The sequence below is a fragment of the Streptomyces sp. AC1-42W genome, from assembly GCF_003248355.1.
In the GTDB taxonomy this organism is placed as follows: Bacteria; Actinomycetota; Actinomycetes; order Streptomycetales; family Streptomycetaceae; genus Streptomyces.
Map to the genome: position 1 here is coordinate 368190 of NZ_QKWY01000002.1, position 25434 is coordinate 393623.

31 protein-coding genes are annotated in these 25434 nt (G+C 72.8%); 21 read left to right on the forward strand and 10 right to left on the reverse strand.

What is annotated here, in order from left to right; translation table 11 throughout:
• Positions 1-25 precede the first annotated feature (25 nt).
• From DNK56_RS19445 to DNK56_RS19465, 5 genes are all read right to left on the reverse strand, one after another.
• The gene (locus DNK56_RS19445) at positions 26-1435 is read right to left on the reverse strand and encodes a HAMP domain-containing sensor histidine kinase (protein ID WP_111336529.1); all 1410 of its coding nucleotides are present in this window, start codon (positions 1433-1435) and stop codon (positions 26-28) included.
• On the reverse strand, positions 1432-2163 hold the full coding sequence (locus DNK56_RS19450) for a response regulator transcription factor (RefSeq protein ID WP_111336531.1): 732 nt from the start codon (positions 2161-2163) through the stop codon (positions 1432-1434). Before DNK56_RS19450 ends, DNK56_RS19445 begins: the two co-directional genes overlap by 4 nt.
• 77 nt (positions 2164-2240) lie before the next feature.
• Entirely contained in the window at positions 2241-3254 is a 1014-nt protein-coding gene (locus DNK56_RS19455) for a S1C family serine protease (protein WP_111336533.1), read from the reverse strand.
• 157 nt (positions 3255-3411) lie between these two features.
• Positions 3412-4458, reverse strand: a complete 1047-nt coding sequence (locus tag DNK56_RS19460; protein ID WP_111336535.1) for a LacI family DNA-binding transcriptional regulator — start codon at positions 4456-4458, stop codon at positions 3412-3414.
• A gap of 24 nt (positions 4459-4482) precedes the next feature.
• A complete protein-coding gene (locus DNK56_RS19465) occupies positions 4483-5268 on the reverse strand; it encodes a response regulator transcription factor (RefSeq protein WP_111336537.1) in 786 nt (261 codons plus the stop codon).
• 242 nt (positions 5269-5510) lie between these two features.
• Here DNK56_RS19465 and DNK56_RS19470 point away from each other — a divergent pair, with 242 nt between their 5' ends.
• The 8 genes from DNK56_RS19470 (at position 5511) to DNK56_RS19505 (ending at position 10938) form a co-directional block, all read left to right on the forward strand.
• A complete protein-coding gene (locus DNK56_RS19470) occupies positions 5511-6335 on the forward strand; it encodes an alpha/beta hydrolase family protein (protein WP_199564813.1) in 825 nt (274 codons plus the stop codon).
• A 64-nt stretch (positions 6336-6399) separates the two neighbouring features.
• Positions 6400-6654, forward strand: coding sequence for a MoaD/ThiS family protein (locus DNK56_RS19475; RefSeq protein ID WP_111336539.1), 255 nt, complete (start codon positions 6400-6402; stop codon positions 6652-6654).
• A 10-nt stretch (positions 6655-6664) separates the two neighbouring features.
• Positions 6665-7915, forward strand: a complete 1251-nt coding sequence (locus tag DNK56_RS19480; RefSeq protein WP_111336541.1) for a hypothetical protein — start codon at positions 6665-6667, stop codon at positions 7913-7915.
• A 168-nt stretch (positions 7916-8083) separates the two neighbouring features.
• A complete protein-coding gene (locus DNK56_RS19485) occupies positions 8084-8779 on the forward strand; it encodes an LmeA family phospholipid-binding protein (protein ID WP_111336543.1) in 696 nt (231 codons plus the stop codon).
• 199 nt (positions 8780-8978) lie between these two features.
• Positions 8979-9086, forward strand: coding sequence for a putative leader peptide (locus tag DNK56_RS36790; RefSeq protein WP_353962123.1), 108 nt, complete (start codon positions 8979-8981; stop codon positions 9084-9086).
• Between the two features lie 153 nt (positions 9087-9239).
• The gene (locus tag DNK56_RS19495) at positions 9240-10085 is read left to right on the forward strand and encodes a sulfurtransferase (RefSeq protein ID WP_111336545.1); all 846 of its coding nucleotides are present in this window, start codon (positions 9240-9242) and stop codon (positions 10083-10085) included.
• 74 nt (positions 10086-10159) lie between these two features.
• Complete coding sequence (locus DNK56_RS19500) at positions 10160-10447, forward strand: DUF1416 domain-containing protein (RefSeq protein WP_018101653.1); 288 nt, start codon at positions 10160-10162, stop codon at positions 10445-10447.
• Between the two features lie 161 nt (positions 10448-10608).
• A complete protein-coding gene (locus DNK56_RS19505; protein ID WP_111336547.1) occupies positions 10609-10938 on the forward strand; it encodes a DUF3099 domain-containing protein in 330 nt (109 codons plus the stop codon).
• 7 nt (positions 10939-10945) lie between these two features.
• Here DNK56_RS19505 and DNK56_RS19510 read toward each other — a convergent pair whose 3' ends face one another.
• Entirely contained in the window at positions 10946-11308 is a 363-nt protein-coding gene (locus DNK56_RS19510) for a DsrE family protein (RefSeq protein ID WP_111336549.1), read from the reverse strand.
• A 106-nt stretch (positions 11309-11414) separates the two neighbouring features.
• On the opposite strand from DNK56_RS19510, the gene DNK56_RS19515 reads away from it, so the two are divergent.
• From DNK56_RS19515 to ygfZ, 6 genes are all read left to right on the forward strand, one after another.
• A complete protein-coding gene (locus tag DNK56_RS19515) occupies positions 11415-12254 on the forward strand; it encodes a hypothetical protein (RefSeq protein WP_111336551.1) in 840 nt (279 codons plus the stop codon).
• A complete protein-coding gene (locus DNK56_RS19520; protein ID WP_111336553.1) occupies positions 12251-13069 on the forward strand; it encodes a hypothetical protein in 819 nt (272 codons plus the stop codon). The genes DNK56_RS19515 and DNK56_RS19520 overlap by 4 nt, the downstream gene beginning before the upstream one ends.
• Positions 13066-13881, forward strand: a complete 816-nt coding sequence (locus tag DNK56_RS19525) for a hypothetical protein (protein ID WP_241990002.1) — start codon at positions 13066-13068, stop codon at positions 13879-13881. The genes DNK56_RS19520 and DNK56_RS19525 overlap by 4 nt, the downstream gene beginning before the upstream one ends.
• Before the next feature lie 270 nt (positions 13882-14151).
• On the forward strand, positions 14152-14724 hold the full coding sequence (locus DNK56_RS19535; RefSeq protein WP_111336555.1) for an FABP family protein: 573 nt from the start codon (positions 14152-14154) through the stop codon (positions 14722-14724).
• Between the two features lie 98 nt (positions 14725-14822).
• Complete coding sequence (locus DNK56_RS19540) at positions 14823-15305, forward strand: Fur family transcriptional regulator (RefSeq protein WP_111336557.1); 483 nt, start codon at positions 14823-14825, stop codon at positions 15303-15305.
• A gap of 22 nt (positions 15306-15327) precedes the next feature.
• The gene (gene ygfZ, locus DNK56_RS19545) at positions 15328-16293 is read left to right on the forward strand and encodes a CAF17-like 4Fe-4S cluster assembly/insertion protein YgfZ (RefSeq protein WP_111336559.1); all 966 of its coding nucleotides are present in this window, start codon (positions 15328-15330) and stop codon (positions 16291-16293) included.
• Positions 16294-16311: 18 nt separating this feature from the next.
• On the opposite strand, the gene dtd is transcribed toward ygfZ, so the two are convergent.
• A complete protein-coding gene (gene dtd, locus DNK56_RS19550; protein ID WP_111336561.1) occupies positions 16312-16761 on the reverse strand; it encodes a D-aminoacyl-tRNA deacylase in 450 nt (149 codons plus the stop codon).
• 117 nt (positions 16762-16878) lie between these two features.
• Here dtd and DNK56_RS19555 point away from each other — a divergent pair, with 117 nt between their 5' ends.
• The 3 genes from DNK56_RS19555 (at position 16879) to DNK56_RS19565 (ending at position 19885) form a co-directional block, all read left to right on the forward strand.
• On the forward strand, positions 16879-17508 hold the full coding sequence (locus tag DNK56_RS19555; protein ID WP_199564814.1) for an RsiG family protein: 630 nt from the start codon (positions 16879-16881) through the stop codon (positions 17506-17508).
• A 48-nt stretch (positions 17509-17556) separates the two neighbouring features.
• Positions 17557-18543, forward strand: a complete 987-nt coding sequence (locus DNK56_RS19560; protein ID WP_111336565.1) for an asparaginase — start codon at positions 17557-17559, stop codon at positions 18541-18543.
• An 88-nt stretch (positions 18544-18631) separates the two neighbouring features.
• A complete protein-coding gene (locus tag DNK56_RS19565) occupies positions 18632-19885 on the forward strand; it encodes a GNAT family N-acetyltransferase (protein WP_111336567.1) in 1254 nt (417 codons plus the stop codon).
• A 61-nt stretch (positions 19886-19946) separates the two neighbouring features.
• On the opposite strand, the gene DNK56_RS19570 is transcribed toward DNK56_RS19565, so the two are convergent.
• Positions 19947-20657: an N-acyl homoserine lactonase family protein gene (locus tag DNK56_RS19570; RefSeq protein WP_111336569.1), complete on the reverse strand. Its 711-nt coding sequence runs from the start codon at positions 20655-20657 to the stop codon at positions 19947-19949.
• Positions 20658-20712: 55 nt separating this feature from the next.
• On the opposite strand from DNK56_RS19570, the gene DNK56_RS19575 reads away from it, so the two are divergent.
• From DNK56_RS19575 to DNK56_RS19590, 4 genes are all read left to right on the forward strand, one after another.
• Positions 20713-21072, forward strand: coding sequence for a VOC family protein (locus tag DNK56_RS19575; protein ID WP_111336571.1), 360 nt, complete (start codon positions 20713-20715; stop codon positions 21070-21072).
• Positions 21073-21158: 86 nt separating this feature from the next.
• Positions 21159-21548 (forward strand): helix-turn-helix domain-containing protein, encoded by a 390-nt coding sequence (locus DNK56_RS19580; protein ID WP_111336573.1) that lies wholly within the window; start codon positions 21159-21161, stop codon positions 21546-21548.
• A gap of 50 nt (positions 21549-21598) precedes the next feature.
• A complete protein-coding gene (locus tag DNK56_RS19585; RefSeq protein WP_111336575.1) occupies positions 21599-22258 on the forward strand; it encodes a hypothetical protein in 660 nt (219 codons plus the stop codon).
• A gap of 117 nt (positions 22259-22375) precedes the next feature.
• Positions 22376-22711 (forward strand): DUF2516 family protein, encoded by a 336-nt coding sequence (locus tag DNK56_RS19590; protein ID WP_111336577.1) that lies wholly within the window; start codon positions 22376-22378, stop codon positions 22709-22711.
• Here the strand turns inward: DNK56_RS19590 and DNK56_RS19595 are convergent.
• Positions 22693-24036 carry a PP2C family protein-serine/threonine phosphatase gene (locus tag DNK56_RS19595; RefSeq protein WP_111336579.1) on the reverse strand — a complete coding sequence of 448 codons (1344 nt, stop codon included), beginning with the start codon at positions 24034-24036 and terminating at the stop codon, positions 22693-22695. The genes DNK56_RS19590 and DNK56_RS19595 overlap by 19 nt on opposite strands.
• A gap of 268 nt (positions 24037-24304) precedes the next feature.
• Positions 24305-25387, reverse strand: a complete 1083-nt coding sequence (locus tag DNK56_RS19600) for a C40 family peptidase (RefSeq protein WP_111336581.1) — start codon at positions 25385-25387, stop codon at positions 24305-24307.
• Positions 25388-25434: the final 47 nt, after the last annotated feature.

Consider the following 25434-nt stretch of genomic DNA (forward strand, 5'->3'; position numbering starts at 1 on the left):
CCACGGTGAGCGCGGGGACCCGCCGTCATCCCGCCGGCGGCGGCTGCGGTGCGCCCGGCAGGCTGATCGTGGCCTCCGTGCCTCCGCCGTCCGCCGGGTGGAGGGAGATCTCGCCGCCTGCCTGCCGGACCGTACGGGCCACGATCGACAGGCCCAGGCCGGAGCCCGGCAGCTGGCGGGCGGACGGGGAGCGCCAGAAGCGCTCGAAGACGTACGGGAGTTCGTCGGCGGGGATGCCGGGGCCGCGGTCGCGGACCGTGAGCCGGCCCCGGTGCAGCACCACGTCGATCGTGCCGCGTGCCGGGCTGAACTTCACCGCGTTGTCCAGCACGTTGACGATCGCCCGCTCCAGGGCGGCCGGTTCGGCCCGTACGTACCAGGGGGCCAGGTCCTCCGTGATCGTCAGCTCCGGGCCCCGCAGCCGGGCGCGCCGGAGCGCGGCGCGGGTGACGTCGTGCAGGGCCACCACCTGGAGCGGGCCGGGCTGGGCGGCGTCCGGGCGGGCCAGTTCCTGGAGGTCGCCGATGAGCGCGGCCAGCTCCGTCATCTGCGCCTTGACCGAGGACATCAGCGCCCTGCGGTCGTCCGGCGGGATGGCGCGGCCCGTCTCGTCACTGCGGGCCAGCAGCTCCACATTGGTCCGCAGCGAGGTGAGCGGGGTGCGCAGCTCGTGGCCGGCGTCCGCGATGAGCTGCGCCTGCCGGTCGCGGGAGGTGGCCAGCGAGGCGGTCATCGAGTTGAACGACCGGGACAGCCGGGCGATCTCGTCCTCGCCGTCGGCGGGGATGCGGACGGTCAGGTCCTCGGTGCGGGCGACGTGTTCGACGGCCCGGGTGAGTTCGTCCACCGGGCGCAGCCCGGACCGGGCCACCCAGAGCCCGGCGGCGCCGGCGCCGACGACGCCGATGCCGCCGACGAGCAGCAGGACCCACGCGAGCCTGGACAGCGGCTTGTCGATCTCGCCGAGGGGCCGGGCGATGGAGACGGCGAGGCCCTCGGGCGCCTTCACGGGAGCGGTGTAGACGCGCATCCGCACGCCCTTGACGTCGGTCACGGTGTGCATCGCGCTGGGCTCCCGGCGGTTCGCGACCGCGAGGTCGGCCGCGCTCACCGGGAGCCGCGAGGAGTCGGGCGCGAGGCAGACCCCGCCTTGCGCGGTGATGAGCTGGACGGTGAAGCCCGTGTAGGGGACGGGCTGGACCCGGCCAGTGCCCTGGCAGTAGTCGTACAGCTGGTTCAGATAGCGCTCGTCGACCACGGTGCTCCGCAGGGTGGCGTCCTGCTGTTCCTCCAGCTGTTCCCGCGTCAGGAACCAGCAGGTCACCGCGACCGCCGCGACCGCGACCGCGACCGCCGTGGCGACCAGCAGGGCGAGGCGGGAGCGCAGCGGCAGCGCGCGGATGCGGCCCAGGGGGCCCGGCCGGGTGGCCGTCATCCGTCGCCCCCGCCGGAGCGGAGCGCGTACCCCACACCGCGCACGGTGTGGACGAGGCGCGGTTCGCCGCCGGCCTCCGTCTTGCGGCGGAGGTACATCACGTACACGTCCAGGGAGTTGGAGCTGGGCTCGAAGTCGAAGCCCCACACGGCCTTGAGGATCTGTTCGCGGGTGAGGACCTGGCGCGGGTGCGCGAGGAACATCTCCAGGAGGGTGAACTCGGTACGGGTCAGCTCCACGCGCCGGTCGCCCCGGGTGACCTCGCGGGTGGCGAGGTCCATGCGCAGGTCGGCGAAGGCGAGCACGTTGTCGTCGGGGACGGGGCCGCCCGCGGCCGTCGCGTACGAGCTGCGGCGCAGCAGGGCCCGGATGCGGGCGAACAGCTCGTCCAGCTCGAACGGCTTGACCAGGTAGTCGTCGGCGCCCGCGTCGAGCCCGGTGACGCGGTCGCCGACCGTGTCCCGTGCGGTGAGCATCAGGATGGGCGTGGTGGCGCCGGTGGCGCGGATGCGGCGGGCGGCGGTCAGGCCGTCCATGCGGGGCATCTGGATGTCCAGGACGATGAGGTCGGGGTCGTACGACTCCGCCGCGGCCAGCGCGTCGAGTCCGTCCACGGCCACCTCGGTGCCGTAGCCCTCGAAGGCGAGGCTGCGCCGCAGCGCCTCGCGTACGGCGGGCTCGTCGTCGACGATGAGGATGCGCTGCGGATCGTCGTCGGCGGGGCTCATCGCTGTCTCGTCCTCTTCTCGTGCGGTACGGGGCCGGGGCGCGGGGCCCGGCCCCCAGTTTCGCAGCCCCGTCCGGCTCAGGAGCCGCTGCCGGACCGGAGGGTGTCGAGGTCGGCCTTGAGGGTGTTCACCGGGATCGCGAAGCCGAGGCCGACGCTGCCGGCGGCGGAGCCGCCCGAGCCACTGGCGGAGCTCGCCGCGTACATGGCCGAGTTGATGCCGATGATCTCGCCGTTCATGTCGATGAGCGCGCCGCCGGAGTTGCCGGGGTTGAGCGAGGCGTCGGTCTGGATGGCCTTGTACGTGGTGGTGGACTCGCCGGTGCTGCCGTTGAACTGCTGTCCGCCGAACTCGAACGGCCACTGCCGGCCGCCGCCCTGCCGCTGGTCCTGGCCGCTGTCGCCGTCCTTGGCGACCGTGACGTCGCGGTCGAGCGCGGAGACGATGCCGCTGGTGACGGTGCCGGTCAGGCCCTCGGGGGAGCCGATGGCGACGACCTGGTCGCCGACCGCGACCTTCGAGGAGTCGCCGAGGGTGGCGGTCTTCAGCCCGCTCGCGTTCCGGAGCTTGATCAGGGCGAGGTCCTTGTCGGCGTCGGTGCCGACGACATCCGCGGTGTACGTCCTGCCGGTGCTGAGGGTGACCTCGATCCCGGAGGCGCCCGCGATGACGTGGTTGTTGGTGACGATCTCGCCGTCCGGTGTGATGATCACGCCCGATCCGGTGGACTGGCCGGCCGTCGAGGTGGCGCCGATCTCCACGATGGTCGGGGAGAGGGCCGCCGCCACACCGGCCACGGTGCCCTTGCTGGTCTGCGAGACGGTGGTGCCCGGTACGACGCCGGAGCCGGCGGCGGTCGGGGCGCCGCCGTCGGTGAGCCGGCCGATCACGGTGGCGGTGCCGCCGCCGACGATCGCCGCCGCGACGGCCACCGCCGCGAGGAGCGCGACGGGCCTGCGGGCCCGGCGCCGGGGGGCGGGCGGGGCGGGCGGGACCGGCTGGTACGACGGCGGCGGGGGGTAGGCCGCCTCGCCGTTGCCGTACGAGGGGTACATCGGGTACTCGCCGCTCGGGCGCTGGCTCTCTGTCATGCCCTTGAGACTGTCCGGCCCAGATGAGAGAAGCGTGAGTACGCCCTGAGAAGCCCGGCAGAAGTGCGTATGCCCGATATAAAGGCCGGGCACCGGACAGCGGCCGGTCCGGTACGCCGGTGGAGGAGCCGGTCCGGTGCGTTCGTGCGGCGGCCCGTTACGGCAGGGCGCGGTCCGTGGGCTTCCCGCAGCCGCACGAGCGGCGGACCACCAGCGCCGAGGGGAACTGTTTCAGCCGCTCCCGGCGCGATCCGGACACCCGCAGCGAGTCGTCGAGGACCAGGTCCACCGCGGCCCGCGCCATCGCCGGGCGGTCCGAGAAGACCGTGGTCAGCGGCGGATCGGTCAGCCCGGCTTCCTTCACGTCGTCGAAGCCGGCGACGGCCAGCTCGCCGGGCACGTCGATGCGCAGCTCGCGCGCGGCCCGCAGGACGCCGATGGCCTGGTCGTCCGTGGCGCAGAAGATCGCCGGGGGCCTGTCGGGGCCGGAGAGCAGCTCCAGCGCCACCCGGTAGGCGTCGTACCGGTTGTAGGGGGCCTGGAAGAGGCGGCCCTCGGTGCTGCGGCCCGCTTCGTGCATGGCGCGGCGCCAGCCCTCGATGTGGTCGGCGACCGGGTCGCCGACGGAGGGGGTCTCCTCGGTGCCGCCGAGGCATGCCACGTACGCGTTGCCGTGCTCCAGGAGGTGGCGGGTGGCGAGCTGGGCGCCGCCGACGTCGTCCGTGACGACGGCGACGTCGTCGATGGCCTCGGGGCGCTCGTGCAGCAGGACGACGCGGGCGTCCCACGCCTCTATCTCGGCGGCGGCGCGCTCGCTGGGGCCCTGGCTGACCAGGATCAGCCCGGAGACCCGCATGCCGAGGAAGGCCCGCAGGTAGTGGACCTCGCGTTCGTCGCGGTAGTCGGAGTTGCCGACGAGGACCATTTTCCCGCGCTCGGCGGCGGCCTGTTCGACCGCGTGGGCCATCTCGGCGAAGAACGGCTGCCGGGCGTCCGGCACGATCATCCCTATGAGATCGGTCCGCCGCGAGGCCATCGCCTGGGCGACCCGGTCGGGCCGGTAACCCAGCTCCTTGATCGCGGCGAGCACCCGCTCGCGCGTGGCCGGGGCGACCGGCCGGGGTCCGTTGTTGATGACGTAACTGACCACCGCGGTGGACGTCCCCGCCAGTCTCGCCACATCGTCCCGCGTCACCTTGGCCACGCGCCGCAGTCTACGCGGATGGAACTACCTCTTGGCAGGCCGGACCGGCGCTTTCTCCGTGACGTCGGCTACGGCCGGCTGCTCCGAACGGGGGACACCCCGCGCGGCGGTCCTGTCCTCGTCGGCCGGCCGCTCGGTCTTCTCGGGGGCGACGAACCGGTAACCCACGTTCCGCACGGTGCCGATCAGCGACTCGTGCTCGGGGCCGAGCTTGGCGCGCAGCCGCCGTACGTGCACGTCCACGGTCCGCGTACCGCCGAAGTAGTCGTAGCCCCAGACCTCCTGGAGCAGCTGGGCGCGGGTGAAGACCCGGCCGGGATGCTGCGCCAGATATTTGAGCAGTTCGAATTCCTTGAACGTGAGATCGAGTACCCGGCCCTTGAGTTTCGCGCTGTAGGTCGCCTCGTCCACCGAGAGATCACCGTTGCGGATCTCCATCGGGGAGTCGTCGGCGCCGATCTGCTGCCGGCCGGTCGCCAGCCGCAGCCGTGCCTCGACCTCGGCGGGGCCGGCCGTGTCCAGCAGGACGTCGTCGACGCCCCAGTCGGCGGTGACGGCCGCGAGCCCGCCCTCCGTGACGACGAGGATCAGCGGGCAGCCGGGCCCGGTGGAGCGCAGCAGCTGGCAGAGCGAGCGGATCTGGGGCAGATCGCGGCGCCCGTCCACGAGGATGACGTCGGCGCCGGGGGTGTCCACGAGTGCGGGACCCTCGGCGGGCGCCACGCGCACGCTGTGCAGCAGGAGGCCGAGAGCGGGCAGCACCTCCGTCGAGGGCTGGAGGGCGTTCGTCAGGAGCAGCAGGGCACTCATCGCCGCCCACCTGCCCGGTTCGTCGGTCGTTGTTCGTGCTCGGTCGGCTCGCCCATGACTCGGTTCTCCTCGTTCCCTGCGAGAGGGGCACTCCCGGACGGGGGTCCGGGGGAGTATGCGGCTCTGCTTCGTACGCTGGTTCCGCTGAGCTTGTCGAAACGTCGCCGTAACAACGTCCCGGAAAGCACAAAAGGACTCGGGGGCTGCTTTGCCCGAGTCCTCTTCACAGGAGAATAACCCACATGAGTTCTGTGTCCGAGGGGAGAATTCCGGATTCCCCTGTTCGCTCGGTCACGCGCGGTCCGGTGCGGGCCGTGTTGCGCGCGGACGACGGGACCCGGATCGAGGCGGTGTACGACCCGTGTACGGCGGGCGACGGCGAGGGTGCCCCGGCCGGTGATCCGGGGCCGGCGATCGTCGTCGCGCACGGGTTCACCGGTTCGGCGGACCGCCCGGCCGTGCGGCGGGCCGTGCGCGCGTTCTCCCGGTACGCGGCCGTGGTGACGTTCTCCTTCCGGGGCCACGGCGGCTCCGGCGGGCTGTCCACGGTGGGCGACCGCGAGGTGCTCGACCTGGCCGCCGCCGTCGACTGGGCGCGCTCGCTCGGGCACCGGCGGGTGGTGACCGCGGGCTTCTCGATGGGCGGCTCGGTGGTGCTGCGGCACGGCGCGCTGTACCCGGGCGGGGCGGACGCGGTGGTGTCCGTGAGCGCGCCGGCGCGCTGGTACTACCGGGGTACGGCTCCGATGCGCCGGCTGCACTGGATGGTGACCCGGCCGGAGGGGCGGCTCGTCGGGCGCTACGGGTTCGGTACCCGCATCCACCACCGGGCGTGGGACCCGGTCCCGCTCTCCCCGGTCGGGGCCGCCGCCCTGATCGCCCCGGCGCCCCTGCTGGTCGTGCACGGCGACCGCGACCCGTACTTCCCGCTCGACCACCCCCGCATGCTGGCCGCCGCGGCGGGCGACGCGGGGGAACTGTGGCTGGAGCGCGGGATGGGGCACGCGGAGAACGCGGCCGACGAGAGCTTGCTCACCCGCATCGCCGACTGGGCGGTCCGGGCGTGAACGATGATGGGCAGCCGGTGCCCCCGAACCGGCACCGACCGAATGGGACGAAAGGAGCGCCGCCATGCCCGCCGGAACGATCCGATACTGGGCGGCCGCCAAGGCCGCGGCCGGGACCGCGGAGGAGCCGTATGCCGCCGCGACCCTCCAGGAGGCGCTCGACGCGGTGCGCGAACGGCACCCCGGCGAGTTGAGCCGCGTGCTGCTGAGGTGTTCGTTCCTCATCGACGGCGACCCCGTGGGGACCCGCGGCCATGAGACCGTACGCCTTGCCGAGGGCGGCACGGTCGAGGTGCTCCCGCCGTTCGCAGGAGGGTGAACCGCAGCACATGAGCAACAGCGATCAGCAGCATCCGTACGACCCGTACCGGGGCCAGGACGCGGCGTACCAGGACCCGTACGCGTACGGCCAGCAGCAGCCGCAGCAGCCTTACGGCCAGCAGCCCCAGCAGCCCTATGCGCAGGACGCGTACGCCCAGGACGCGTACGGACAGGACGCGTACGGACAGGACGCCTACGCGCAACCGCAGCAGGGTTACGGGTATCCGGCCGCCCCGTCCGGCCAGGGGGTCGCCGCGCAGACCTGGGAGGGGCAGACCTGGGACACGCAGTACCAGCCGCCCGTCCCGGCGGCGGAGCCCGCGCCACAGGCCCCGCAGTACCAGGCCCCGCAGGCCCCGGCCCCGCAATACGCGGCCCCGCTCGGCACGGGCTCGTACCCGCTGCCGCCGGAGGTCCGTCCGGAGCCCGAACCGGCACCCGAGCCCGGTGTGAACGCCGCCGCCGACGGGTACGGGCCGGCCACGACGCTCGGCAACGCCCGGATCACCGACGCGCAGCGCGCCCGGGCCGAGGGGCGTTCCCCGATCATCGCGCCGGGAATCCAGCCGGCCGCGATCACCGCGGCGCTCGGGCTGCTGCTGGCGCTCGGCGCGGCCATCGGCTCGTACGCCCTGCTCGTCCCGCTGGTGCTGCTCCAGGCGGTGACGGCGGCGGGCTGGTTCCGGCTCAACGGCATGTGGCCGGCCCGGCAGGGCATCGCGCTGGCGTTCGCCGGCGGTCTGGTGGCCGATGTGGCGCTGCTGGCGGCCGGCCGGGAGAACGGTCCGGCCGCGATCATCGGCACGCTCGGTGTGTGGGTGCTGCTGACCGTGGTCCTCCAGCTGCGCAGCCGGGCGGGCGCCGACGAGCGGATGCAGGGGCTGATGGCCACCGTCGCCTCCGCCGCGCTCGCGGTGCTGGCGGCCGGGCACCTCGCGGCCGTGCCGGACGCCGTGACGGTGGGCGCGGTCGCCGTGGCCGCCGCCGTGGTCGTACGGGCGCTGCCGCTGCCGGAGCCGGTCACGGCGGTGGCGGCACTGGCCGTCGCGGCGGTGGCGGGCGCGGTGGCCGGGGCGGTCACCGATCTGGGGGCGAAGGGCGCGCTGCTGGGCCTCGCGGCCGGGGTGTGCGCGCTGATCGGGCTCCGGGCGGCCAGCTACGACTACCCGTCACGCTTCGTCCACATGACGGCGGGTGTGGCGCTGCCGCTGACCGCGGCCGCTCCGGCCGTCTACCTGCTGGGCCGCGTCCTGGCGTAGTCGCGAACCGCTCGGATACGTAGCTCGTCGTACGCATGACGAAGCCCTCCGCGGGGAACCGTTGGGGGGCTTTCGTTCGTCGCTCTCGCGGGGACGTGCCGTGCGGTCGACAGGAGGCTCGCGGGCCCCGGGGGGCCGTGGGTACGGCAGGTGGGGGGAAGAGACAGCATGCGCGCACTGCGAATACCGGTCATCGTCCTGGTGGTCCTGGCGGCGTTGTTCATCGCCGTGGACCGGGTGGCGGTGTACGTCGCCGAGTCGCAGGCCGAGGGCCGGGTGAAGGTCGAGGGCGCGCGGATCGGGTCCACCGACATCTCCATCAAGGGCTTCCCGTTCCTCACCCAGGTCGCCGGCTCGGAGCTGGACGAGGTCGAGGTGAGGCTGACCGGGGTCGAGACCCGCGCCGGCGGCCGCTCGCTACGGATCTCCACCATGAAGGCCGAGCTGCGCGACGTCCGGCTGACCGACGGCTTCTCCGGCGCCACCGCCGCCCGCGCCACCGGCACGGCGGTCATCTCGTACGAGGACCTGACCAAGGCGGCCAGTGACGGGGTCACGGTCGAGTACGGCGGCAAGGGCAAGGTGAAGGTGACCGGGACCGTCGTCATCCCGATGCTGGGGCGCACGGTCTCGCGCAGCGTGCTGTCCACCGTCACGCTGATCGACGGCCGCACCGTCCGCGTCCACGCGGACAAGGTGCCGGGCGAGGGCATCCCCGGTCTGGAGCGGCTGGTCCGCGAGAAGACCGACTTCGAGCGCGAGGTCGGCGGGCTGCCGAACGGCCTGCGGCTGGAGAAGATCCAGCCGACCGCCGAGGGCCTGGAGATCGCGGTGACCGGCACCGATGTACGGCTGGCGGGTTGACCGGAGCGGTGCGCGGGTAGCGGCTCACCCACATAGTGAGACGGCCGCGTCCGGTCCGCAGATGGCCGATCGTTCCGGCGTGGCGCCCGGGGTGTCCGGGGCCGTCCGAGCGGTCGCTTATCCCGCACTACGGACAATCCTGTCTCAGAATGCGACACAACGGTGACATGTCCGCCCGTACATCCCTACGATCGGACCCATGCAGTGCTCTATTAGCGGTCTCCCGCAGCGGGGACGGGCGGATCTCACGAAGCGGCGGGCAGTTGACCTGTGCCGCGTCGCCGCCATGCTCTGTCGCACTGTCTGAGCGGGACGTCTCCCGCGTTCACCGGCCCTTCGACCGTACGTCGGGGCCATCGCTCCCGCCGCCCGTGGACACGGACGGCCCGCGCCCAGCACATCCGCATCACGCACGATCCGTGCACCATCTCGCCGCAGACTGCCCCGGAGGAGAAACAGAATGAGCCGCAGTGACGTCCTGGTAGACGCCGACTGGGTCGAGGCCCACCTCGACGACCCGAAGGTCGCCCTCGTGGAGGTGGACGAGGACACCTCCGCGTACGAGAAGAACCACATCAAGAACGCGATCCGGATCGACTGGACCAAGGACCTCCAGGACCCGGTCCGCCGCGACTTCGTCGACCAGGCCGGTTTCGAGGCGCTGCTGTCCGCCAAGGGCATCGCCAACGACACCACCGTCGTCCTCTACGGCGGCAACAACAACTGGTTCGCGTCCTACGCGTTCTGGTACTTCAAGCTCTACGGCCACCAGGACGTCCGCCTGCTCGACGGCGGCCGCAAGAAGTGGGAGCTGGACTCCCGCGACCTGGTGGACGGCGACCAGGTCCCGTCCCGCCCGGCCACGCAGTACAAGGCCCAGCCGCAGGACGAGTCGATCCGCGCCTACCGCGACGACGTCGTGAAGGCCATCGGCACCCAGAACCTGGTCGACGTGCGGTCGCCCGACGAGTTCAGCGGCAAGCTGCTCGCCCCGGCCCACCTCCCGCAGGAGCAGTCGCAGCGCCCCGGCCACGTGCCGAGCGCCCGCAACATCCCGTGGTCGAAGAACGCCAACGACGACGGCACCTTCAAGTCGGACGACGAGCTGCGCGCCCTCTACGAGGCCGAGCAGGTCGACCTGGCGAAGGACACCATCGCCTACTGCCGCATCGGCGAGCGCTCCGCGCTCACCTGGTTCGTGCTGCACCAGCTGCTGGGCCAGGAGAACGTCAAGAACTACGACGGTTCCTGGACCGAGTACGGCTCCCTCGTCGGCGTGCCGATCGAGCTCGGCGCCAACAAGTAAGGCCCCGTGCCACCGGGCCGGCACCCGCCGGCCCGCCAACGACCAGCATGACCACCGACCCGAAGGACTGAACCATGTGTGGAGCAAAGGCCGGCGGCCCCGACGCTTCGACGATCAAGCCCGGTGAGACCACCATCCAGGGCAGCGTGACCCGCGACGGCGAGCCCGTCACCGGCTACGTCCGCCTGCTGGACTCGACCGGCGAGTTCACGGCCGAGGTCCCGACCTCGGCGACCGGCCAGTTCCGCTTCTACGCGGCCGAGGGCACCTGGACCGTGCGCGCGCTGGTCCCCGGCGGCACCGCCGACCGCACCGTCGTCGCGCAGACCGGCGGCCTGGCCGAGGTGGCCATCGCCGTCTGACACGGCACCCGGCGACGCCGATGACCGGCCGAAGGGCCGTACCCCAGGGGGTTTGGACGCTTACCTGGCACGGGTACGGCCCTTCGTGCTGCCCGCACGGGCTCCCGGTTTCCGCCGGCGCAGAACCGGCCGCACGGGCCGATCGGGCCTACGCTGGAGACATGTACCGCCGACGCCGGCGCGCCTACTTCCTGCTGATGGGCGTATGTCTCGTCCTCTTCGTCTCGGCCTGGGCCTTCGTGAGGCTCTGGTCGATGCCCGCCGCCATCGCGATGTGCGTGGTCGCGATGGTGATCCCGCCCGTCGCGGCGATGGTGGGCAACCGCAAGGGGCCCGAGGACCGCTGGTGGGACGAGCCGGGCGCGGGGCAGGAGCAGCCGCCCGATGACGCCCGGCCCGGCGTCCGGCCCGGCAAGGGCGGCGGCGCCACCGGCGACCCGGAGTCCGACGCGTGGTGGGAGGAGCTGGACGGCAGGAGGCGGCGCCGCTGAGCGGCCGTCAGTAGACGAGCGCCTGCACGTCGTCGGCCATGACCTCGCTGACGAAGACCTGCGCCCCGGCGATGCGCACGCCCTCCAGGACGTCCTTCTCGGTGATGTCGCGCCGCGCCGCGCACTGCGTGCACAGCGTGATCCGGCCGCCCGCCTGGATGGACTCGATGAGGTCCGGCAGCGGCGCGGCGTGCGGCAGTTCGAACTCGGCGGCGCGGCCCGGCAGCGCGAACCACGCCGATTCCCCGGTCAGCCAGAGCGAAACCTCCACCCCGCTGGCGACGGCCACCGCCGCCACCGTGAACGCCTGCGAGCAGCGCTCGGCGGAATCGGCACCTGCGGTCACCTTGATCACGAGCTTCTTCGACATATACGGAACTGTAATCGTCGCCCGCACAACCCCATCCCGAACCTGTGGGTCAGTTGTGTGGGCGGATAGCGGAATTCGTGCTTCAAGGTCTTGTGGGGGACCCATTTTGCATCTGAAAGACAGCATTTCCGACGGGCAGCCCGAGCTGCCCGCCGGCACGGCCGAGTCCGAGGAGGGGGAGCAACCGCAGTCCGGGGCGGAGCCCGTCGCCGTCGTGAAGCGGCGCCCGCGCGGGCGTACGACCCTGATCATCGCCGCCGCAGCCGTCCTCGGCCTGGCGGGTGGCGTCGCCGCCGGGTACCGCGTACAGGCGGACCGGGCCCCGACGCCGCTCGCCGCGCTCTCGCAGCCCGGTCTCGCGTACCCGGCGAAGGCGCTGCCCGCGGGCAGCGAGCCGGCCCCGCTGCCGGCCTCGCAGGACCGCAAGGTCCGCACCGAGGGCGACCTGCGCAAGCTCATCGTGCCCCGGCCCAAGGGCTGGCAGGAGGACAAGGGCCTGACCGCTCTCTCCCCGGACGGGTGGCTGGGGGTGGAGGACTACGCCATGAACTTCGAGAACGAGGAGTACATGTACGGCGACCTCCTCGACCAGGGCCTCCGCCGGGTCGCGGGCGCGTCCTGGAAGAAGGGCGAGTACCGCGCGGCCGACGTGTACCTGGTGCAGTTCAGCTCGGGCGCCGCCGCCGCCGCGCACGCGGAGGACCAGCGCTCGTACATGCCCGGGAAGCGGGCCGCCGGCAACGAGGGCACCGCGATCGAGGGCAGCGCCGAGGGCCGCTACTACCTCTTCCCGGCCGAGCGCAAGGCCGGTTACCTGCCCTTCTACCAGGCCAGGGCCATCTTCAGCCGGGGCGACGTCATGGTCGACATCCACATCTACGACAGCGCCCCGATCAGCAAGAAGGACATCCGGACGCTGGCCGAGCGACAGCTGGAGCGCCTGTGAGCGACGAGAACACGCCCGAGCCCGCGGCGGCCCCGGAACCGGCGATCGTCCCCGAGCCCGCTCCCGTACGGAAGCGCCGGGCGCGGCGGGTGGCCCTCGCGGCGCTCCCCGTCGTCCTGGTGCTCGCCGCCGTCGCCGGCGCGGGCGCGTACACGAAGGTCACCGTCGACGGCGCGGACCGCACCGTTCCCACCCGGCTGTGGCAGAAACCCGCGCACGAGCCGGCCAAGGACCCCGCCGGGGACATCGAGCGGGGCCGGTCCACCACCGAACTGAGCAAGCTGCTGCTGCCCGTACCGTCGGGCTTCCGGCTCGGCCCCGACTCGGGCACGTACGGCAACGACGCCGAGATCAGCGGTCCCGCGGCCACCGCGGAGATGAAGGACGGCGGGCGCGGCCTGTCGGGCCGGCAGCGGCGGGAGTTCGAGAAGCGCGTCGACAAACTGCACGTCCAGGGACTGGCCGTGCGCACCTACGCCTCGGACGACAACGACCTGGTCGTCGACACGCAGCTGGTGTGGATGAAGGACAAGAAGGCCGTCCGGGACCTCTACACCTTCCGGCACGAGCTCCTCGACAGCATCGGCGTCCTGCGCGACGGCCCGAAGATCGACGGCCACCGGCGGAACGCCTCCTGCTTCCTCAACCCCAAGGAGGGCAAGCGGCGGGTCGAGGGCATGTTCTGCATGGCGTACGAGGGCGAGGTGATGGTCATCTTCTCGGCGTCCGGGACCGCGCCCTTCCGCAAGGCGGACGTCGCCGAACTGGTGAAGGACCAGCTGAACCACATCACGTCCCCGGGGGAGTACATATGAGCGAGCAGACGGCCACGCCCGCGGTCCCGGTTGTCCCGGTGCCCCGGCCCCCGCGCCGGATGCTGCGTGCCGTGGCGCGGTGGACCACCGCCGTGCTGGTGTTCGGTGCGGTCGGGGCGGGTACGGCGTACGGCATCACGTCGATGGAGCGCACGGACGTGCCCGGCCTGGCGACCGAGAGCGACGGGCGCTGGGACTACCCGAAGCTCAGCCTGCCGGCGCTCCCGGCGGACAGACCGCGCCCCGGCAGCGACGGCAACCCGCTGGAGATCCACTACGCCGACCTGCGCGAACTGCTGCTGCCCGCCCCGGCCGGGGCCACGGTGGACAAGAAGCTCAAGGGCGGCTGGGTCACCCCGGAGCGGTTCGCCTCCGAGTTCCACAAAAGCGCCCGGCCCAGCATCGTCACGCGCCTGGAGGAGGGGACCCTGCGGCACATCGCGGCGCGCGGCTGGACCATGCCGGACGGCACGTCGAACCGGATCTATCTGCTGCGGTTCGGCTCGGCGGAGGACGCCGACGCGTTCCGCGACGCGCGGTTCATCGGGTCGTCGTCGCCCGGTGACCCGCCGATCGACACCCAGGGGCACCTGAACCTGGACGAAAGCTGGAAGGGTGGTGGAAAGGTGGACACCACCGCCTCCTACGTCTACGTCGAGCCGAAGCCCTACGGTTCCGCGCAGGTGCGGGAGGCCTACGTGGTCGCGGGGGACACGCTCGCCCTCGTCGTCCAGTCCCGCGAGGGCGGCGGCGGCACGCCCCGGGTCCCGTTCCACCAGACGGTCATCCTGCAGAACCAGCTCCTGGGCTGACCGGACGCCCCGGAACGGCGGGGCCGGGTCCCACCCATTAGGCTGGGGCCCGGTCCGGTACTGCCCTGTACCGCGCCCTACCGCTCGTCCGAGGAGCTCTCCGTGCTTGAGGCATTCTTCTCCGCCCTGCTGGTCCTGGTCTGCGTCGGCGTCCTCGCCTTCGCCGCCGTGACCGTGAAGAAGCTGTACCAGGGCCAGCGCTGACCACCTGCCCCACCCGCCCGTTCCCGGCCCTCCCGCCTCCCGCCTCACAGATCGACTGAGCCGCTCATGATCGAGATCCCGTCCGACCTGCACCCGGACCTCGTCCCGCTGGCGTTCCTCCTGGGGAACTGGGTGGGCGCGGGCGTCTCCGACTTCCCCGGCGCCGAGAAGTGCAACTTCGGCCAGGAGGTCACCTTCAGCCACGACGGCCGGGACTTCCTGGAGTACACCTCGCACTCCTGGGTCCTCGACGCCGAGGGCGACAAGGTCCGCCCGCTGGAGACCGAGACGGGCTACTGGCGCATCGACAAGGAGCGCAAGGTCGAGGTCGTCATGGCCCGCGACCAGGGCGTCATCGAGATCTGGTACGGCGAGCTGGCCGACAAGAAGCCGCAGATCGACCTCGTCACCGACGCGGTCGCCCGTACCGCGGCCTCCGGCCCGTACAGCGGTGGCAAGCGGCTCTACGGCTACGTCAACAGCGACCTGATGTGGGTCGGCGAGAAGGCGACGCCCGAGGTCGAGCTGCGCCCGTACATGTCGGCGCACCTGAAGAAGACCGTCACGCCCGAGGAGGTCGAGGCGATGGCGAAGAGCCTGGGCGACCTGCCGGACGACGGGATCGCGTTCTTCAAGTAGGCACCTCCGATTCTTCAAGTAGGCACCTCCGAGCAGCCGGCTCCAAGTAGCCCGGGATTCCGCCGAACGGGCCCGCCGCCCGGATCTACACTGGGTCTGTGGTGAGCACCGACTGGAAGACCGATCTCCGGCAGCGCGGCTACCGGCTGACGCCGCAGCGCCAGCTCGTCCTGGAAGCCGTCGACACGCTCGAACACGCGACGCCCGACGACATCCTCAGCGAGGTGCGCCGGACCGCGTCGGGCGTGAACATCTCGACGGTCTACCGGACGCTGGAGCTCCTGGAGGAGCTGGAGCTGGTCAGCCACGCCCATCTGGGTCACGGCGCCCCGACGTACCACCTGGCCGACCGCCACCATCACATCCATCTGGTGTGCCGGGACTGCTCGGACGTCATCGAGGCCGATGTGTCCGTCGTCGCTGAGTTCACCGAGAAGCTGCGCGGCGCGTTCGGGTTCGAGACGGACATGAAGCACTTCGCGATCTTCGGCCGCTGCGCCGACTGCACGGCGAAGGCGGCGCGGCCGGAAGCGGAATCCGCCGGACCGGAGGACGGGCCCGCACCGGCGGCCGGGGCCTGAGCACCAGTCGTAGGCTGGTCGCATGAAGAGCCCCCTGCTGTCCCTGCCCGGCGCCGTCCCCGCCGAGGGTCGCGACGAAGGCGTCGCCGCGCACTACGGCGACCTGTTCCGCGAGCAGCGCGCCCTCGCCGACGGTTCGGGCCTGGTCGACCTCTCGCACCGCGGTGTCGTCACCGTCTCCGGGAGCGACCGGCTGGCCTGGCTGCACCTCCTGATCACCCAGCACGTCACCGAACTCGCCCCCGGCCAGGCCACCGAGGCGCTGATCCTCAGCGCCAACGGCCACATCGAGCACGCCCTGTATCTCGTGGACGACGGCGAGCGGGTGTGGATGCACGTCGAACCGGGAACGCGCCAGGACCTCATCGCCTATCTGGAGTCGATGAAGTTCTTCTACCGGGTCGAGGTCGCCGACCGCACCGAGGACTTCGCGGTGGTGCACCTCCCGGCCGGCTCGATCGCGGAGGCCCCGGAGGGGTCCGTCGTACGCGAGACGCCGTACGGCCGCGACCTGTTCCTGCCCCGCCCCGAGCTGGAGTCGTACGCCGCCGGGCACGGCCCGCTCGCCGGGGTGCTGGCGTACGAGGCGCTGCGCGTCGAGGCGCACCGGCCGCGGCTCGGCTTCGAGACCGACCACCGCACCATCCCGCACGAGCTGGGCCTGATCGGCGTCGCCGTCCATCTCCAGAAGGGCTGCTACCGGGGCCAGGAGACCGTCGCGCGGGTGCACAACCTGGGCAAGCCGCCCCGCCGCCTGGTCTTCCTGCACCTGGACGGCAGCGAGGTGCATCTGCCGGGCCCCGGCACCCCGGTCCGGCTCGCGTCGGACGGGCCCGACGGCCGGCAGCTGGGCTTCGTCACCACGTCCGCCCGCCACTACGAGCTGGGCCCGATCGCCCTGGCCCTGGTGAAGCGGAACGTGGCGGTCGACGCGGAACTGCTCGCCGGTGACACGGCGGCGGCGCAGGAGACCGTCGTCGAGCCGTAGGACGTACCGGAGCGGGGCTCAGACCTCGACGATGACGGTGAACGGGCCGTGGTTCGTGAGCGAGACGCGCATGTCCGCCCCGAACCGGCCCGTCTCCACCGTCGCCCCCAGGGCCCGCAGCCGCGCCACGACCTCGTCCACCAGCGGCTCGGCGACCTCGCCGGGCGCGGCGGCGTTCCAGGTGGGGCGGCGGCCCTTGCGGGCGTCTCCGTAGAGGGTGAACTGCGAAATCACCAGAAGCGGAGCGTTCACGTCCGAGCAGGACCTCTCGCCCTCCAGGATGCGGACCGACCAGAGCTTGCGGGCGAGCTGCGCCGCCTTCTCCGGGGTGTCCCCGTGGGTGACCCCCACCAGGACGCACAGGCCCTCGCCGGTTATCTCCCCGACGATCCGGGAACCCCCGTCGCCGTCCGCCGCGTCCCTCACCGAGACGCTCGCGCCATCCACCCTCTGTACCACTGCACGCATACAGACCAACCTATCTTGGGCCGAACGGGTACAGAGCAACCTCATCGGGGCCCTCGGGGTGGCACGATGCTCGGGAGGCGGTGCGCCGACGCACCGGTCGAGGGGATGGACACAAGCATGAGCACCCATGGAACCGGGCAGTTCCCGGCCGCAGTGCCGGTCGCGCGTCCCGGCGTCAGCGGCGGCACGGGCCCCGGTACGAGCATCAGCACCATGCGCCCGCCCGTACAGCGGACCGGGCAGGGCGACGAGGCGGGCGACGGCGCGGCCCGGCCCGACCTGGGCGCGCTGCGGCTGCCGGAGCTGCGCGCGCTGCGCCGCGACGCCCAGCGCGACGAGGCCGACCTCAGCTATGTGCGGCGGCTCGTGCAGGGCCGGATCGACATCCTGCGCGCCGAACTGGCCCGGCGCGCGGGCCCGGAGGCTCCGGTGGTGGACCGGCTGTCGGAGATCCTCGCCGACGCCCCGTCCCCGCAGCGCTCCTCCGCCCGGCACGTCACGCTGTCCACGCCGCGCAGCGCGGAGTACCGCAGGCTCGCGGCCGAGACGCTCGCCGAGGTCGAGCTGTCCGACCTGGACGCCCGGACGGACGAAGAGCTGCACACCGCGATGGGGCGCCTCGTCCGCTACGAGCAGCAGGTCTCCCGGCGCCGGCACCGGCTCCAGCGCACGGCGGACGGGTGCGGTGCGGAGATCGCCCGCAGGTACCGTGACGGGGAAGCACACGTAGACGACCTGCTCGTTTGAGGCGATCCCTCCGGGGGCGGGTCCACCGCCCGTTCCCGGAAGGCCGCCATGACCCCCAGCGCAGCCCGTACGCCCGCCCCCTCCGACGCCGCCCCCTGCCTGCCCGTGCTGGCCGAGGTCGTACGGTCCGGTTTCACCGAGGGGCACCACCGGGGCTCGCTGGTCGTGCTCGCCGCGGACGGCAGTGTGGAGCTGGCCCTCGGTGACCCGGCGGCCCCGGTCTTCCCGCGCTCCTCGAACAAGCCGATGCAGGCGGCGGCGGTGCTGCGGGCCGGGCTCGACCTGTCCGGCGAGCGGCTGGCCCTGGCCGCCGCCAGCCACTCCGGCGAGGGCTTCCACCTCGACCTCGTACGCAAGATGCTCGGCGAGCACGGTCTGTCGCCCGACGACCTGCAGACCCCGCCGGACCTGCCGCTGGACCCGGTGGAGGCGGAGACGTACCTCGCCTCCGGCCGGGTCCGCGACCGCCTCACGATGAACTGCTCCGGCAAGCACGCGGCGATGCTCGCCGCCTGCGCGGTCAACGGCTGGGACCTGGCCGGTTATCTGGACCCGGCGCATCCGCTCCAGCGGCTGGTCCACCAGGTCGTGGAGGAGGCGGCGGGCGAGCCGGTCGCCGCCGTCGGCACGGACGGCTGCGGGGCGCCGCTGATGGCCGTCTCGCTGGTGGGGCTGGCTCGCGCGTTCCGGAGTTTCGTCCTGGCGGAGCCGGGTAGTGCGGAGCGCCGGGTGGCGGACGCGATGCGGGCGCACCCCGAGTACGTGGCGGGCACCCGGCGTCCCGACACCTGGCTGATGCGCGAGGTGCCGGGCGCGCTGTCCAAGATGGGCGCGGAGGCCGTCCAGGCGGTGGCCCTGGCGGACGGCAGGGCGCTGGCCTTCAAGATCGACGACGGTGCGACGCGGGCGCTGGGCCCGGTCCTGGCCCGCGCGCTGGGGCTGCTGGGGGTCGATACGCCGGTGGTCGCCCGGATCGGCCGCGCGCCGCTGCTGGGCGGGCCGGCGGAGGTGGGGGAGATCCGGGCGGTGTTCTGAGCCTTCGCCCTTCCCCGCGTACGGGTGTCCGAACCGGGCGCGCCAAAACCAGGCGACATCCCGCGCCGCGCTCCTTAGCGTGTGGCGCATGACCGACCTCGATATCCGTCCGATCACCCCGTCCGAACTTCCCGACTGGCTGCGCGCCCTCAACACCGGGTTCCTGCGGCCGCCGACGCCCACCGACGAGCAGGTGGCCGGGCACCGGAGCCATATGGACATCGCCCGCACCCGGGGGGCGTTCGACGGGGGGCGGTGCGTGGCGACGTTCCGCTCGTTCGCCCAGGAGCTGACGGCGGTGGGCGGCGCCGCGGTGCCGGCCGACGCGATCACCAACGTGTCGGTCTCCGCCACGCACCGCAGGCGTGGTCTGCTGACCCGGATGATGGCCGCGGATCTGGCGGCGGCGAAGGAGCGCGGCGATGTGGCGGCGACGCTGATCGCCGCCGAGTACCCGATCTACGGACGGTACGGGTTCGGCCCGGCGGCGACGGGCACCGAGTGGGAGATCGACACCCACCGCACCGGCCTCGACCGGCAGCGCCGGGTCCCGGCGGACGGGGACGGCGGCCGGATCGACCTGGTGGACGGCGCGGAGGTCCGCAAGCTGGGCCCCGGGCTGCACGAGCGGCTGCGGGCCTCCCGGCACGGGGTGGTGGACCGCGACGAGCGCTGGTGGGAGCAGGCCACCGGCGAGTCGCCCTCCCCGTTCCACCCCTGGGTCGAGCCCTTCTCCGTCGTGTACCGGGGGCCTGACGGCACAGTGGACGGCCTGCTCAGCTACCGCGTCGACGAGACCTGGAGCGATGCCAAACAGCCGCTGAACGGTGCGAAGGTCAGCGACCTGATCGCGGTGACCCCGGCGGCGGAGCGGGCGCTGTGGCACTACCTGTGCTCGGTGGACTGGGTCTCCACCATCCGTACCGGCCTGCGCCCCGCCGACGACCTGGCGCCGCTGCTGCTGCCGAACCCGCGCGCGGCGCGCGTGGTGACGCAGGCGGACTTCCTGTGGGTGCGGGTCCTGGACGTCGTACGCGCCCTGGAGGCCCGTACGTACGCGGTGCCCGGCTCCCTCGTGCTGGAGGTCCGGGACGCGGCGGGCCTCGCGTCCGGCCGCTTCCACCTGGACGCCGGTGCGGACGGCGCCGCCTGTGCGCCCACGACGCGCTCGGCGGACCTGGCGATGGACGTACGCGATCTGGGCACGCTCTGGCTCGGCGACGAGTCGGTGCTGCGGCTGGCGGCGCTGGACCGGGTGGAGGAGCTGACGCCGGGCGCGGCGGCGCGGGCGGACGCGCTGTTCCGGGCGGCGCGGCGGGCGTGGTGCCCGGACGGGTTCTGAGCGCGATGGCGTTCGGGGTGGGGCGGTGTTCGGGGTGGGGTGGCCGGTGGGGCGGCCGGGGTCAGTGGGCTTGCGGCCGTGCCGGTTCCCAGACCGAGCAGTCGTGGGCGAACAGCACCCGGCGCGGGTCGAAGTCGGCGAGTCGGTCCAGCCACGGGCGGTAGGGCGGAAGCGGGGGCTCCACGCCCTCGCGGGCCGCCCGGCGGGCCAGGTGGTCGGAGGCGAAGTGGGAGGCGAAGTCGTGCGCCTGGCCGGCGAGGACGACGGTGCCGTCGCGCTGCCGCAGGACCAGGGACTGGTGCCCCGGTGTGTGGCCCGGCGTGGGAACGACCCGGACCCCCGGCCAGAACTCGGTCTCCCCGGCCACCACTTCGTAGGTGGCGCGGGGGAAGTCGACCAGTTCGTCGACGGTGTAGTCGCCCCGGCGGGCGGTGGCCAGTTCGACGTCCTGGACGAGGATGGGCGTACCGCCGAGGAGCGGGTTGCCGCCGCAGTGGTCGAAGTGCAGATGGCAGTTGACGACGAGGGAGATGTCGTCGAGGCCGACCCCCGCCGCCGCCAGGGCGTCCCGCAGCGGGCGGCGCCGGGGCCGGTAGTGCGCCTCGGTCTCGGGGCCCGCGTCCCCGATGCCGGTGTCGAAGAGGATCAGCCCGTTGTCGTGCCGGACCAGATAGGCGAGGACCGGCTCCACCCGCGGCTCCGGCCCGCCCGTCTCGGACGCGGGCCGGACGAAGTACCCGAGATCGAGCCGTCGTACCGGCATGTTCCCCATACCGGCGAGTGTGCCAGAGTCCCGGACGGCCGTTGACGAGTTGGAGGCTCTGCCCATGGAACTGATAGCGATAACGCTCGACTGCCCCGATCCGCCGGCCCTGGCGGCCTTCTACCAGGCGGCCACCGGCTGCGAGCCGCACCCGAGGTCGAACGCCGAGTTCGCCGGCCTCAACGGCGACGACGGACTCCTCATCGGCTTCCAGCGGGTCGACGACTACCGGGCCCCCAGCTGGCCCGACCAGAACGTTCCCCAGCAGCTCCACATCTGCTTCAAGGTCACGGAGAGCCTGGACGAGGCCGAGGCCCGACTGCTGAACCTGGGCGCGCGCAAGCCGGCCCACCAACCCCACGGCGACAGAGCCCGAGTCCTCACCGACCCCGCCGGCCACCCTTTCTGCATCGTCACGCACTGACGAAATCGCGCGGTGCCGTCGAGGTGTAGCGACACTTTTGCAAGCGGGTGCTTGCAAAAGTTAGCGGTGCGGGGCAGCATCGGGGTATGGCCTCACTCAACGTCGGCAGTCTCGGCGACTATCTGCGTGAGCAGCGTCGCAATGCCCAGCTGTCGTTGCGGCAGCTCGCCGATGCCGCCGGGGTGTCCAATCCCTATCTCAGCCAGATCGAGCGCGGGCTGCGCAAGCCCAGCGCCGAGGTGTTGCAGCAGGTCGCCAAGGCCCTGCGCATCTCCGCCGAGACCCTGTACGTACGGGCCGGGATTCTGGACGAGCGGCAGCAGGACGAGTCGGAGACGCGGGCGGTGATCCTCGCCGATCCGTCGATCAACGAGCGCCAGAAGAGCGTGCTGCTCCAGATCTACGCCTCCTTCCGCAAGGAGAACGGGTTGGACGACGAGGAGCACGCCGACGGCGGTGCCGCCGGTACGGCCTGAGAGTTCCGACCACCCTCACACGAGCCCGATGATCCGGGAGGACCACAGTCATGGCCATCACCGATGACCTGCGCAAGACCCTCACCGACCCCACCCCCCTCTACTTCGCCGCCGGTACCGCCGACCTGGCCGTGAACCAGGCCCGCAAGGTCCCCGCCCTCCTCGAACAGCTGCGTGCCGAGGCGCCCGAGCGCATCGAGGCCGTCCGCAACACCGACCCCAAGGCCGTGCAGGAGAAGGTCGCCGGGCAGGCGCGGGAGGCGCAGGCCACCCTCCAGGCCAAGGTCGCCGAGGTGATCGACGCGCTCGACACCGACCCGAAGAAGCTCGGCGAGATGGCCCAGGACCTGGCGCTGCGCGGGGTCGGCGTGGCCGCCGAGTACGCCGTGCGGGCCCGCGAGACGTACGAGAAGGTCGCCGAGCGCGGTGAGCGCACCGTGCGGACGTGGCGGGGCGAGACCGCCGACGAGATCGTCGAGATCGCCGTCGTCGTCGAGCCGCGCGAGGAGGCCGCGCCGGCCGACGCGGAGGCGGCCCCGGCCGAAAAGCCCGCGACCGCCGCGAAGCCGGCCGGGACCGCGACCACCGGGAAGCCCGCCGCAGCCAAGCCCGCCGCCAAGCCGGCCGCCGCCAAGCCGAAGACCTCGGCCAAGAAGGCGCCCGCGCGCAAGCCCGCCGCGAAGAAGGCCACGCCGCCGGCCGGCGAGTAGCCGTGCCGGCGCCCGGCAGGTGTGCCGGGGCGACGGGTGGGCACATTCCGGGTGGCCCGGTCGTTGTCCCGGTACCTTGGCCGCGAGGCGTTACCCACTGACTAGGCGGTACACATCATGTTGCTCGAAGGCTTCAACTCGTTCCTCGGGCTGCTCTACACGGCCATGCTCGTCCTCGCCGTGGTCGCGCTGGTCATGGCCCTGCTCGCCCGGGAGGACGCATACCGCGCGGCGGACAAGCAGAAGAAGTCCTTCTGGCTGATCGTCCTCGGCGTCGCGGTGGCGGTGAACCTCTGGGTGCCCTTCCTGTTCCTCCAGCTCGCCGGGCTGATCGCCAGCATCGTCTTCTTCGTGGACGTACGGCCCGCCCTCAAGGCCGTCTCCGGCGGCGGCCGCCGCAGCGGCGGCTCCAGCAGCGACGGCCCGTACGGCCCCTACAACGGCGGGCGCTGAACCGACCCCGCCGACGACGGCGCCCGGCCGGGGCGCGGGCGCGGAATGCTCAGGTGCGCCCCGCCGCCGGCGGGGCGCAGCCGGGCGGTGGACTCGTCGCGGTCGAGCAGCAGGACCGCGACGTCGTCGGTCAGCTCCCCGCCGTTCAGCTCGCGGGCCCGGGTGACCGCGGCCTCCAGCAGGTCCTCGCCGGTCAGCCCCTCGTCCAGTAGCCGGTTGACCATCGCCACCATGCCGTCCTGGCCCAGCCGTCGCGTGCCCTCACCGACGCGGCCCTCGATCAGGCCGTCCGTGTACATCATCAGGCTCCAGGAGCCGCCGAGCTCCACCTGCCGGCGCGGCCACCGCGCACGCGGCAGCAGGCCCAGGGCCGGGCCGCCGTCCTCGTACGGGAGCAGGTGCGCCGCGCGTCCGTCGCGGGCGATCAGCGGTGCGGGGTGGCCCGCCAGGCAGAGGCCCGCGCGGCGGCCGTCCGGGGCGATGTCCACCATGCAGAGCGTCGCGAAGATCTCCTCGCTCTCCCGCTCGTGTTCGAGGACCTGCTGGAGCGTGGACAGCAACTCGTCGCCGCACAGCCCCGCCAGGGTCAGCGCCCGCCACGCTATGCGCAGCTCCACGCCGAGCGCCGCCTCGTCCGGGCCGTGGCCGCAGACGTCGCCGATCATCGCGTGCACCGTGCCGTCCGGGGTGCGGACCGTGTCGTAGAAGTCGCCGCCGAGCAGCGCCCGGCTGCGGCCCGGCCGGTAGCGCGCCGCGAAGCGCAGGTCGGAGCCGTCGAGCAGCGGGGTGGGGAGCAGTCCGCGTTCCAGCCGGGCGTTCTCCTGGGCGCGCAGCCGGGACTCGGTGAGCTGGTGCTGCGCGACGTCGGCGCGTTTGCGGGCGACGGCGTAGCGGATGGCGCGGCTCAGCAGCCGGCTGTCCAGCTCGCCCCGGAAGAGGTAGTCCTGCGCGCCGACGCGGACGGCCTCGGCGGCCAGCTCGGCGTCGTCCTCGGCGGTGAGGGCGAGCACGGCGTGCCGGGGCGCGATCCGCAGGACGTGCTTGAGCGTGGCCAGCCCGTCCGCCTCGCCCTCCCGGTCGCCCCGGGTCTCCGTGCCGGCGGGCAGGCCCAGGTCCAGCAGGATGCAGTCCACGTCGTCGGTGAGGAGGCGGCCCGCCTCGGTGAGGTTGCGGGCGGCGCGGATGCGGACCCGGGCACCGGCCGCGGCGGACAGCTCCGGGGCGGTGAAGGTGCCCGCCGGGTCGTCCTCGATGACCAGGAGCGTGAGGGCGGTGCCGGAGCCGTTCTCCGTGGTGGAGTCCTGCTGCGGTTCGGGTACGGGCATGGGTTCGGTCTTCCTTCCCTCCCCCCGAGGGCGCGGCGGAGCGACGATCGACGATCCGCCAGACGGGGACCATAGCGGTCCGGGGCGCGGGAACGGAATGGCGACCCGCAGGCGCCGTCCGGCATATGCGCCGCCCTAAGCCGCGTCCCCCTGCGGATCAGTCGTGATGAACCACCCCGAAGCCGCCCTCGACGTGCCCTCGAAGTACCCCCGGCGGGCCCTCGGCGGCATGACGAACCTCACGCCGCCGCCGTCCGCCCGGGGGCTCCTACGCGTCGGGGCGGACCACGCCGAGTATCCGCATGGAGCCCGCGCCCGCGAGGGTGACGTCGCGGCCGGGACGGGGGGCGTGCACGATCCGGCCGTCGCCCACGTACATGCCGACGTGCGTCGCGTCGGCGTGGTAGATGATCAGGTCGCCGGGGCGCATGTCCCGGATGGCGATGTGCGGCAGGAGCCGCCACTGCTCCTGCGAGGTGCGCGGGATGGGGCGGCCCGCCGCCGCCCACGCCTGGGACGTCAGCCCGGAGCAGTCGTACGACTCGGGGCCCTCGGCGCCCCACACGTACGGCTTGCCGATCTGCGCGGTGGCGAAGGCCACGGCCTCCTTGCCGAGCGGGCTCGCCTCGCGGTTGATCTCCTTGAGCGCGCCGGAGCCGAGCCAGGCGTTCTGCGCCTGTTGGGCGGCTTCCCGCTCCAGCGTGCGGAGGCGGGCGCGCTCCTCCTTCTCCAGCCGCGACTCCAGCTTCTTCGCCGCCGCTATCTGCGCGTTGATCTTCTTCTTGGCCTTGGCCTGCTTGACGCGGTCGGCTTCCAGCTTCTTCCAGTTGGTGCCGGCGTCCTTGGTGTACGTCTCCACGTCCTGCTGGGTTCTGGTCAGTTCACCCAGGAGGTCCTTGGTGGCCTGCTGGCCCTGGCGGGCGCGGTTGATTCCGTCGAGGAACAGCTGCGGGTCGCCGCTGAGCATGAGCCGGGCGCCCGGCGGGAGTCCGGCGTTGCGGTACTGCTCGCGGGCCTGGGCGCCCGCCCGGTCCTTGAGCTCGGCGATCTTCTCCCGGCCCTCGACTATCGACCGCGCCAGCTCGACCAGTTCGCCCGACTGCTTCTCGGCCTTCTCCTCGGCGAGGTTGTACGCGTCCGTGGCGGCGCCCGCCCGGCGGTACAGCTCGTCGATCTCCAGGCGCACCTCTTCGAGGCTCTTCCCGCCGGGCGACGCCGGTGTCGCGGAGGGCACGGGCGGATCGGCCGGCCCCGGCAGTGCCGGGGCGGCGAATGCCTGGACCGGCGAGGCGAGGACCGCCAGCGCGCACACCAGAGTGATCGCGGCGGCTCCACAGTGGCGTCGGTACACGAGCTCCCCCTCCGAGCGGTTCCCAACCGGTCGAGCTGTTCCCAAAT

Bases quoted from the DNA above. Each gene is read 5' to 3' on its own strand.
- DNK56_RS19570 (WP_111336569.1), bottom strand. From the start codon at position 20,657: ATGGGGAACATGCCGGTACGACGGCTCGATCTCGGGTACTTCGTCCGG.
- DNK56_RS36790 (WP_353962123.1), top strand. From the start codon at position 8,979: ATGCAGTGCTCTATTAGCGGTCTCCCGCAGCGGGGACGGGCGGATCTC.
- DNK56_RS19575 (WP_111336571.1), top strand. From the start codon at position 20,713: ATGGAACTGATAGCGATAACGCTCGACTGCCCCGATCCGCCGGCCCTG.
- DNK56_RS19465 (WP_111336537.1), bottom strand. From the start codon at position 5,268: ATGAGTGCCCTGCTGCTCCTGACGAACGCCCTCCAGCCCTCGACGGAG.
- DNK56_RS19560 (WP_111336565.1), top strand. From the start codon at position 17,557: ATGACCCCCAGCGCAGCCCGTACGCCCGCCCCCTCCGACGCCGCCCCC.
- DNK56_RS19595 (WP_111336579.1), bottom strand. From the start codon at position 24,036: ATGCCCGTACCCGAACCGCAGCAGGACTCCACCACGGAGAACGGCTCC.
- DNK56_RS19485 (WP_111336543.1), top strand. From the start codon at position 8,084: ATGCGCGCACTGCGAATACCGGTCATCGTCCTGGTGGTCCTGGCGGCG.
- DNK56_RS19505 (WP_111336547.1), top strand. From the start codon at position 10,609: ATGTACCGCCGACGCCGGCGCGCCTACTTCCTGCTGATGGGCGTATGT.
- DNK56_RS19500 (WP_018101653.1), top strand. From the start codon at position 10,160: ATGTGTGGAGCAAAGGCCGGCGGCCCCGACGCTTCGACGATCAAGCCC.
- DNK56_RS19585 (WP_111336575.1), top strand. From the start codon at position 21,599: ATGGCCATCACCGATGACCTGCGCAAGACCCTCACCGACCCCACCCCC.
- DNK56_RS19525 (WP_241990002.1), top strand. From the start codon at position 13,066: ATGAGCGAGCAGACGGCCACGCCCGCGGTCCCGGTTGTCCCGGTGCCC.
- DNK56_RS19495 (WP_111336545.1), top strand. From the start codon at position 9,240: ATGAGCCGCAGTGACGTCCTGGTAGACGCCGACTGGGTCGAGGCCCAC.
- DNK56_RS19445 (WP_111336529.1), bottom strand. From the start codon at position 1,435: ATGACGGCCACCCGGCCGGGCCCCCTGGGCCGCATCCGCGCGCTGCCG.
- DNK56_RS19565 (WP_111336567.1), top strand. From the start codon at position 18,632: ATGACCGACCTCGATATCCGTCCGATCACCCCGTCCGAACTTCCCGAC.
- DNK56_RS19590 (WP_111336577.1), top strand. From the start codon at position 22,376: ATGTTGCTCGAAGGCTTCAACTCGTTCCTCGGGCTGCTCTACACGGCC.
- ygfZ (WP_111336559.1), top strand. From the start codon at position 15,328: ATGAAGAGCCCCCTGCTGTCCCTGCCCGGCGCCGTCCCCGCCGAGGGT.
- DNK56_RS19455 (WP_111336533.1), bottom strand. From the start codon at position 3,254: ATGACAGAGAGCCAGCGCCCGAGCGGCGAGTACCCGATGTACCCCTCG.
- DNK56_RS19470 (WP_199564813.1), top strand. From the start codon at position 5,511: ATGAGTTCTGTGTCCGAGGGGAGAATTCCGGATTCCCCTGTTCGCTCG.
- DNK56_RS19555 (WP_199564814.1), top strand. From the start codon at position 16,879: ATGAGCACCCATGGAACCGGGCAGTTCCCGGCCGCAGTGCCGGTCGCG.
- DNK56_RS19475 (WP_111336539.1), top strand. From the start codon at position 6,400: ATGCCCGCCGGAACGATCCGATACTGGGCGGCCGCCAAGGCCGCGGCC.
- DNK56_RS19450 (WP_111336531.1), bottom strand. From the start codon at position 2,163: ATGAGCCCCGCCGACGACGATCCGCAGCGCATCCTCATCGTCGACGAC.
- DNK56_RS19480 (WP_111336541.1), top strand. From the start codon at position 6,665: ATGAGCAACAGCGATCAGCAGCATCCGTACGACCCGTACCGGGGCCAG.
- DNK56_RS19535 (WP_111336555.1), top strand. From the start codon at position 14,152: ATGATCGAGATCCCGTCCGACCTGCACCCGGACCTCGTCCCGCTGGCG.
- DNK56_RS19580 (WP_111336573.1), top strand. From the start codon at position 21,159: ATGGCCTCACTCAACGTCGGCAGTCTCGGCGACTATCTGCGTGAGCAG.
- DNK56_RS19510 (WP_111336549.1), bottom strand. From the start codon at position 11,308: ATGTCGAAGAAGCTCGTGATCAAGGTGACCGCAGGTGCCGATTCCGCC.
- dtd (WP_111336561.1), bottom strand. From the start codon at position 16,761: ATGCGTGCAGTGGTACAGAGGGTGGATGGCGCGAGCGTCTCGGTGAGG.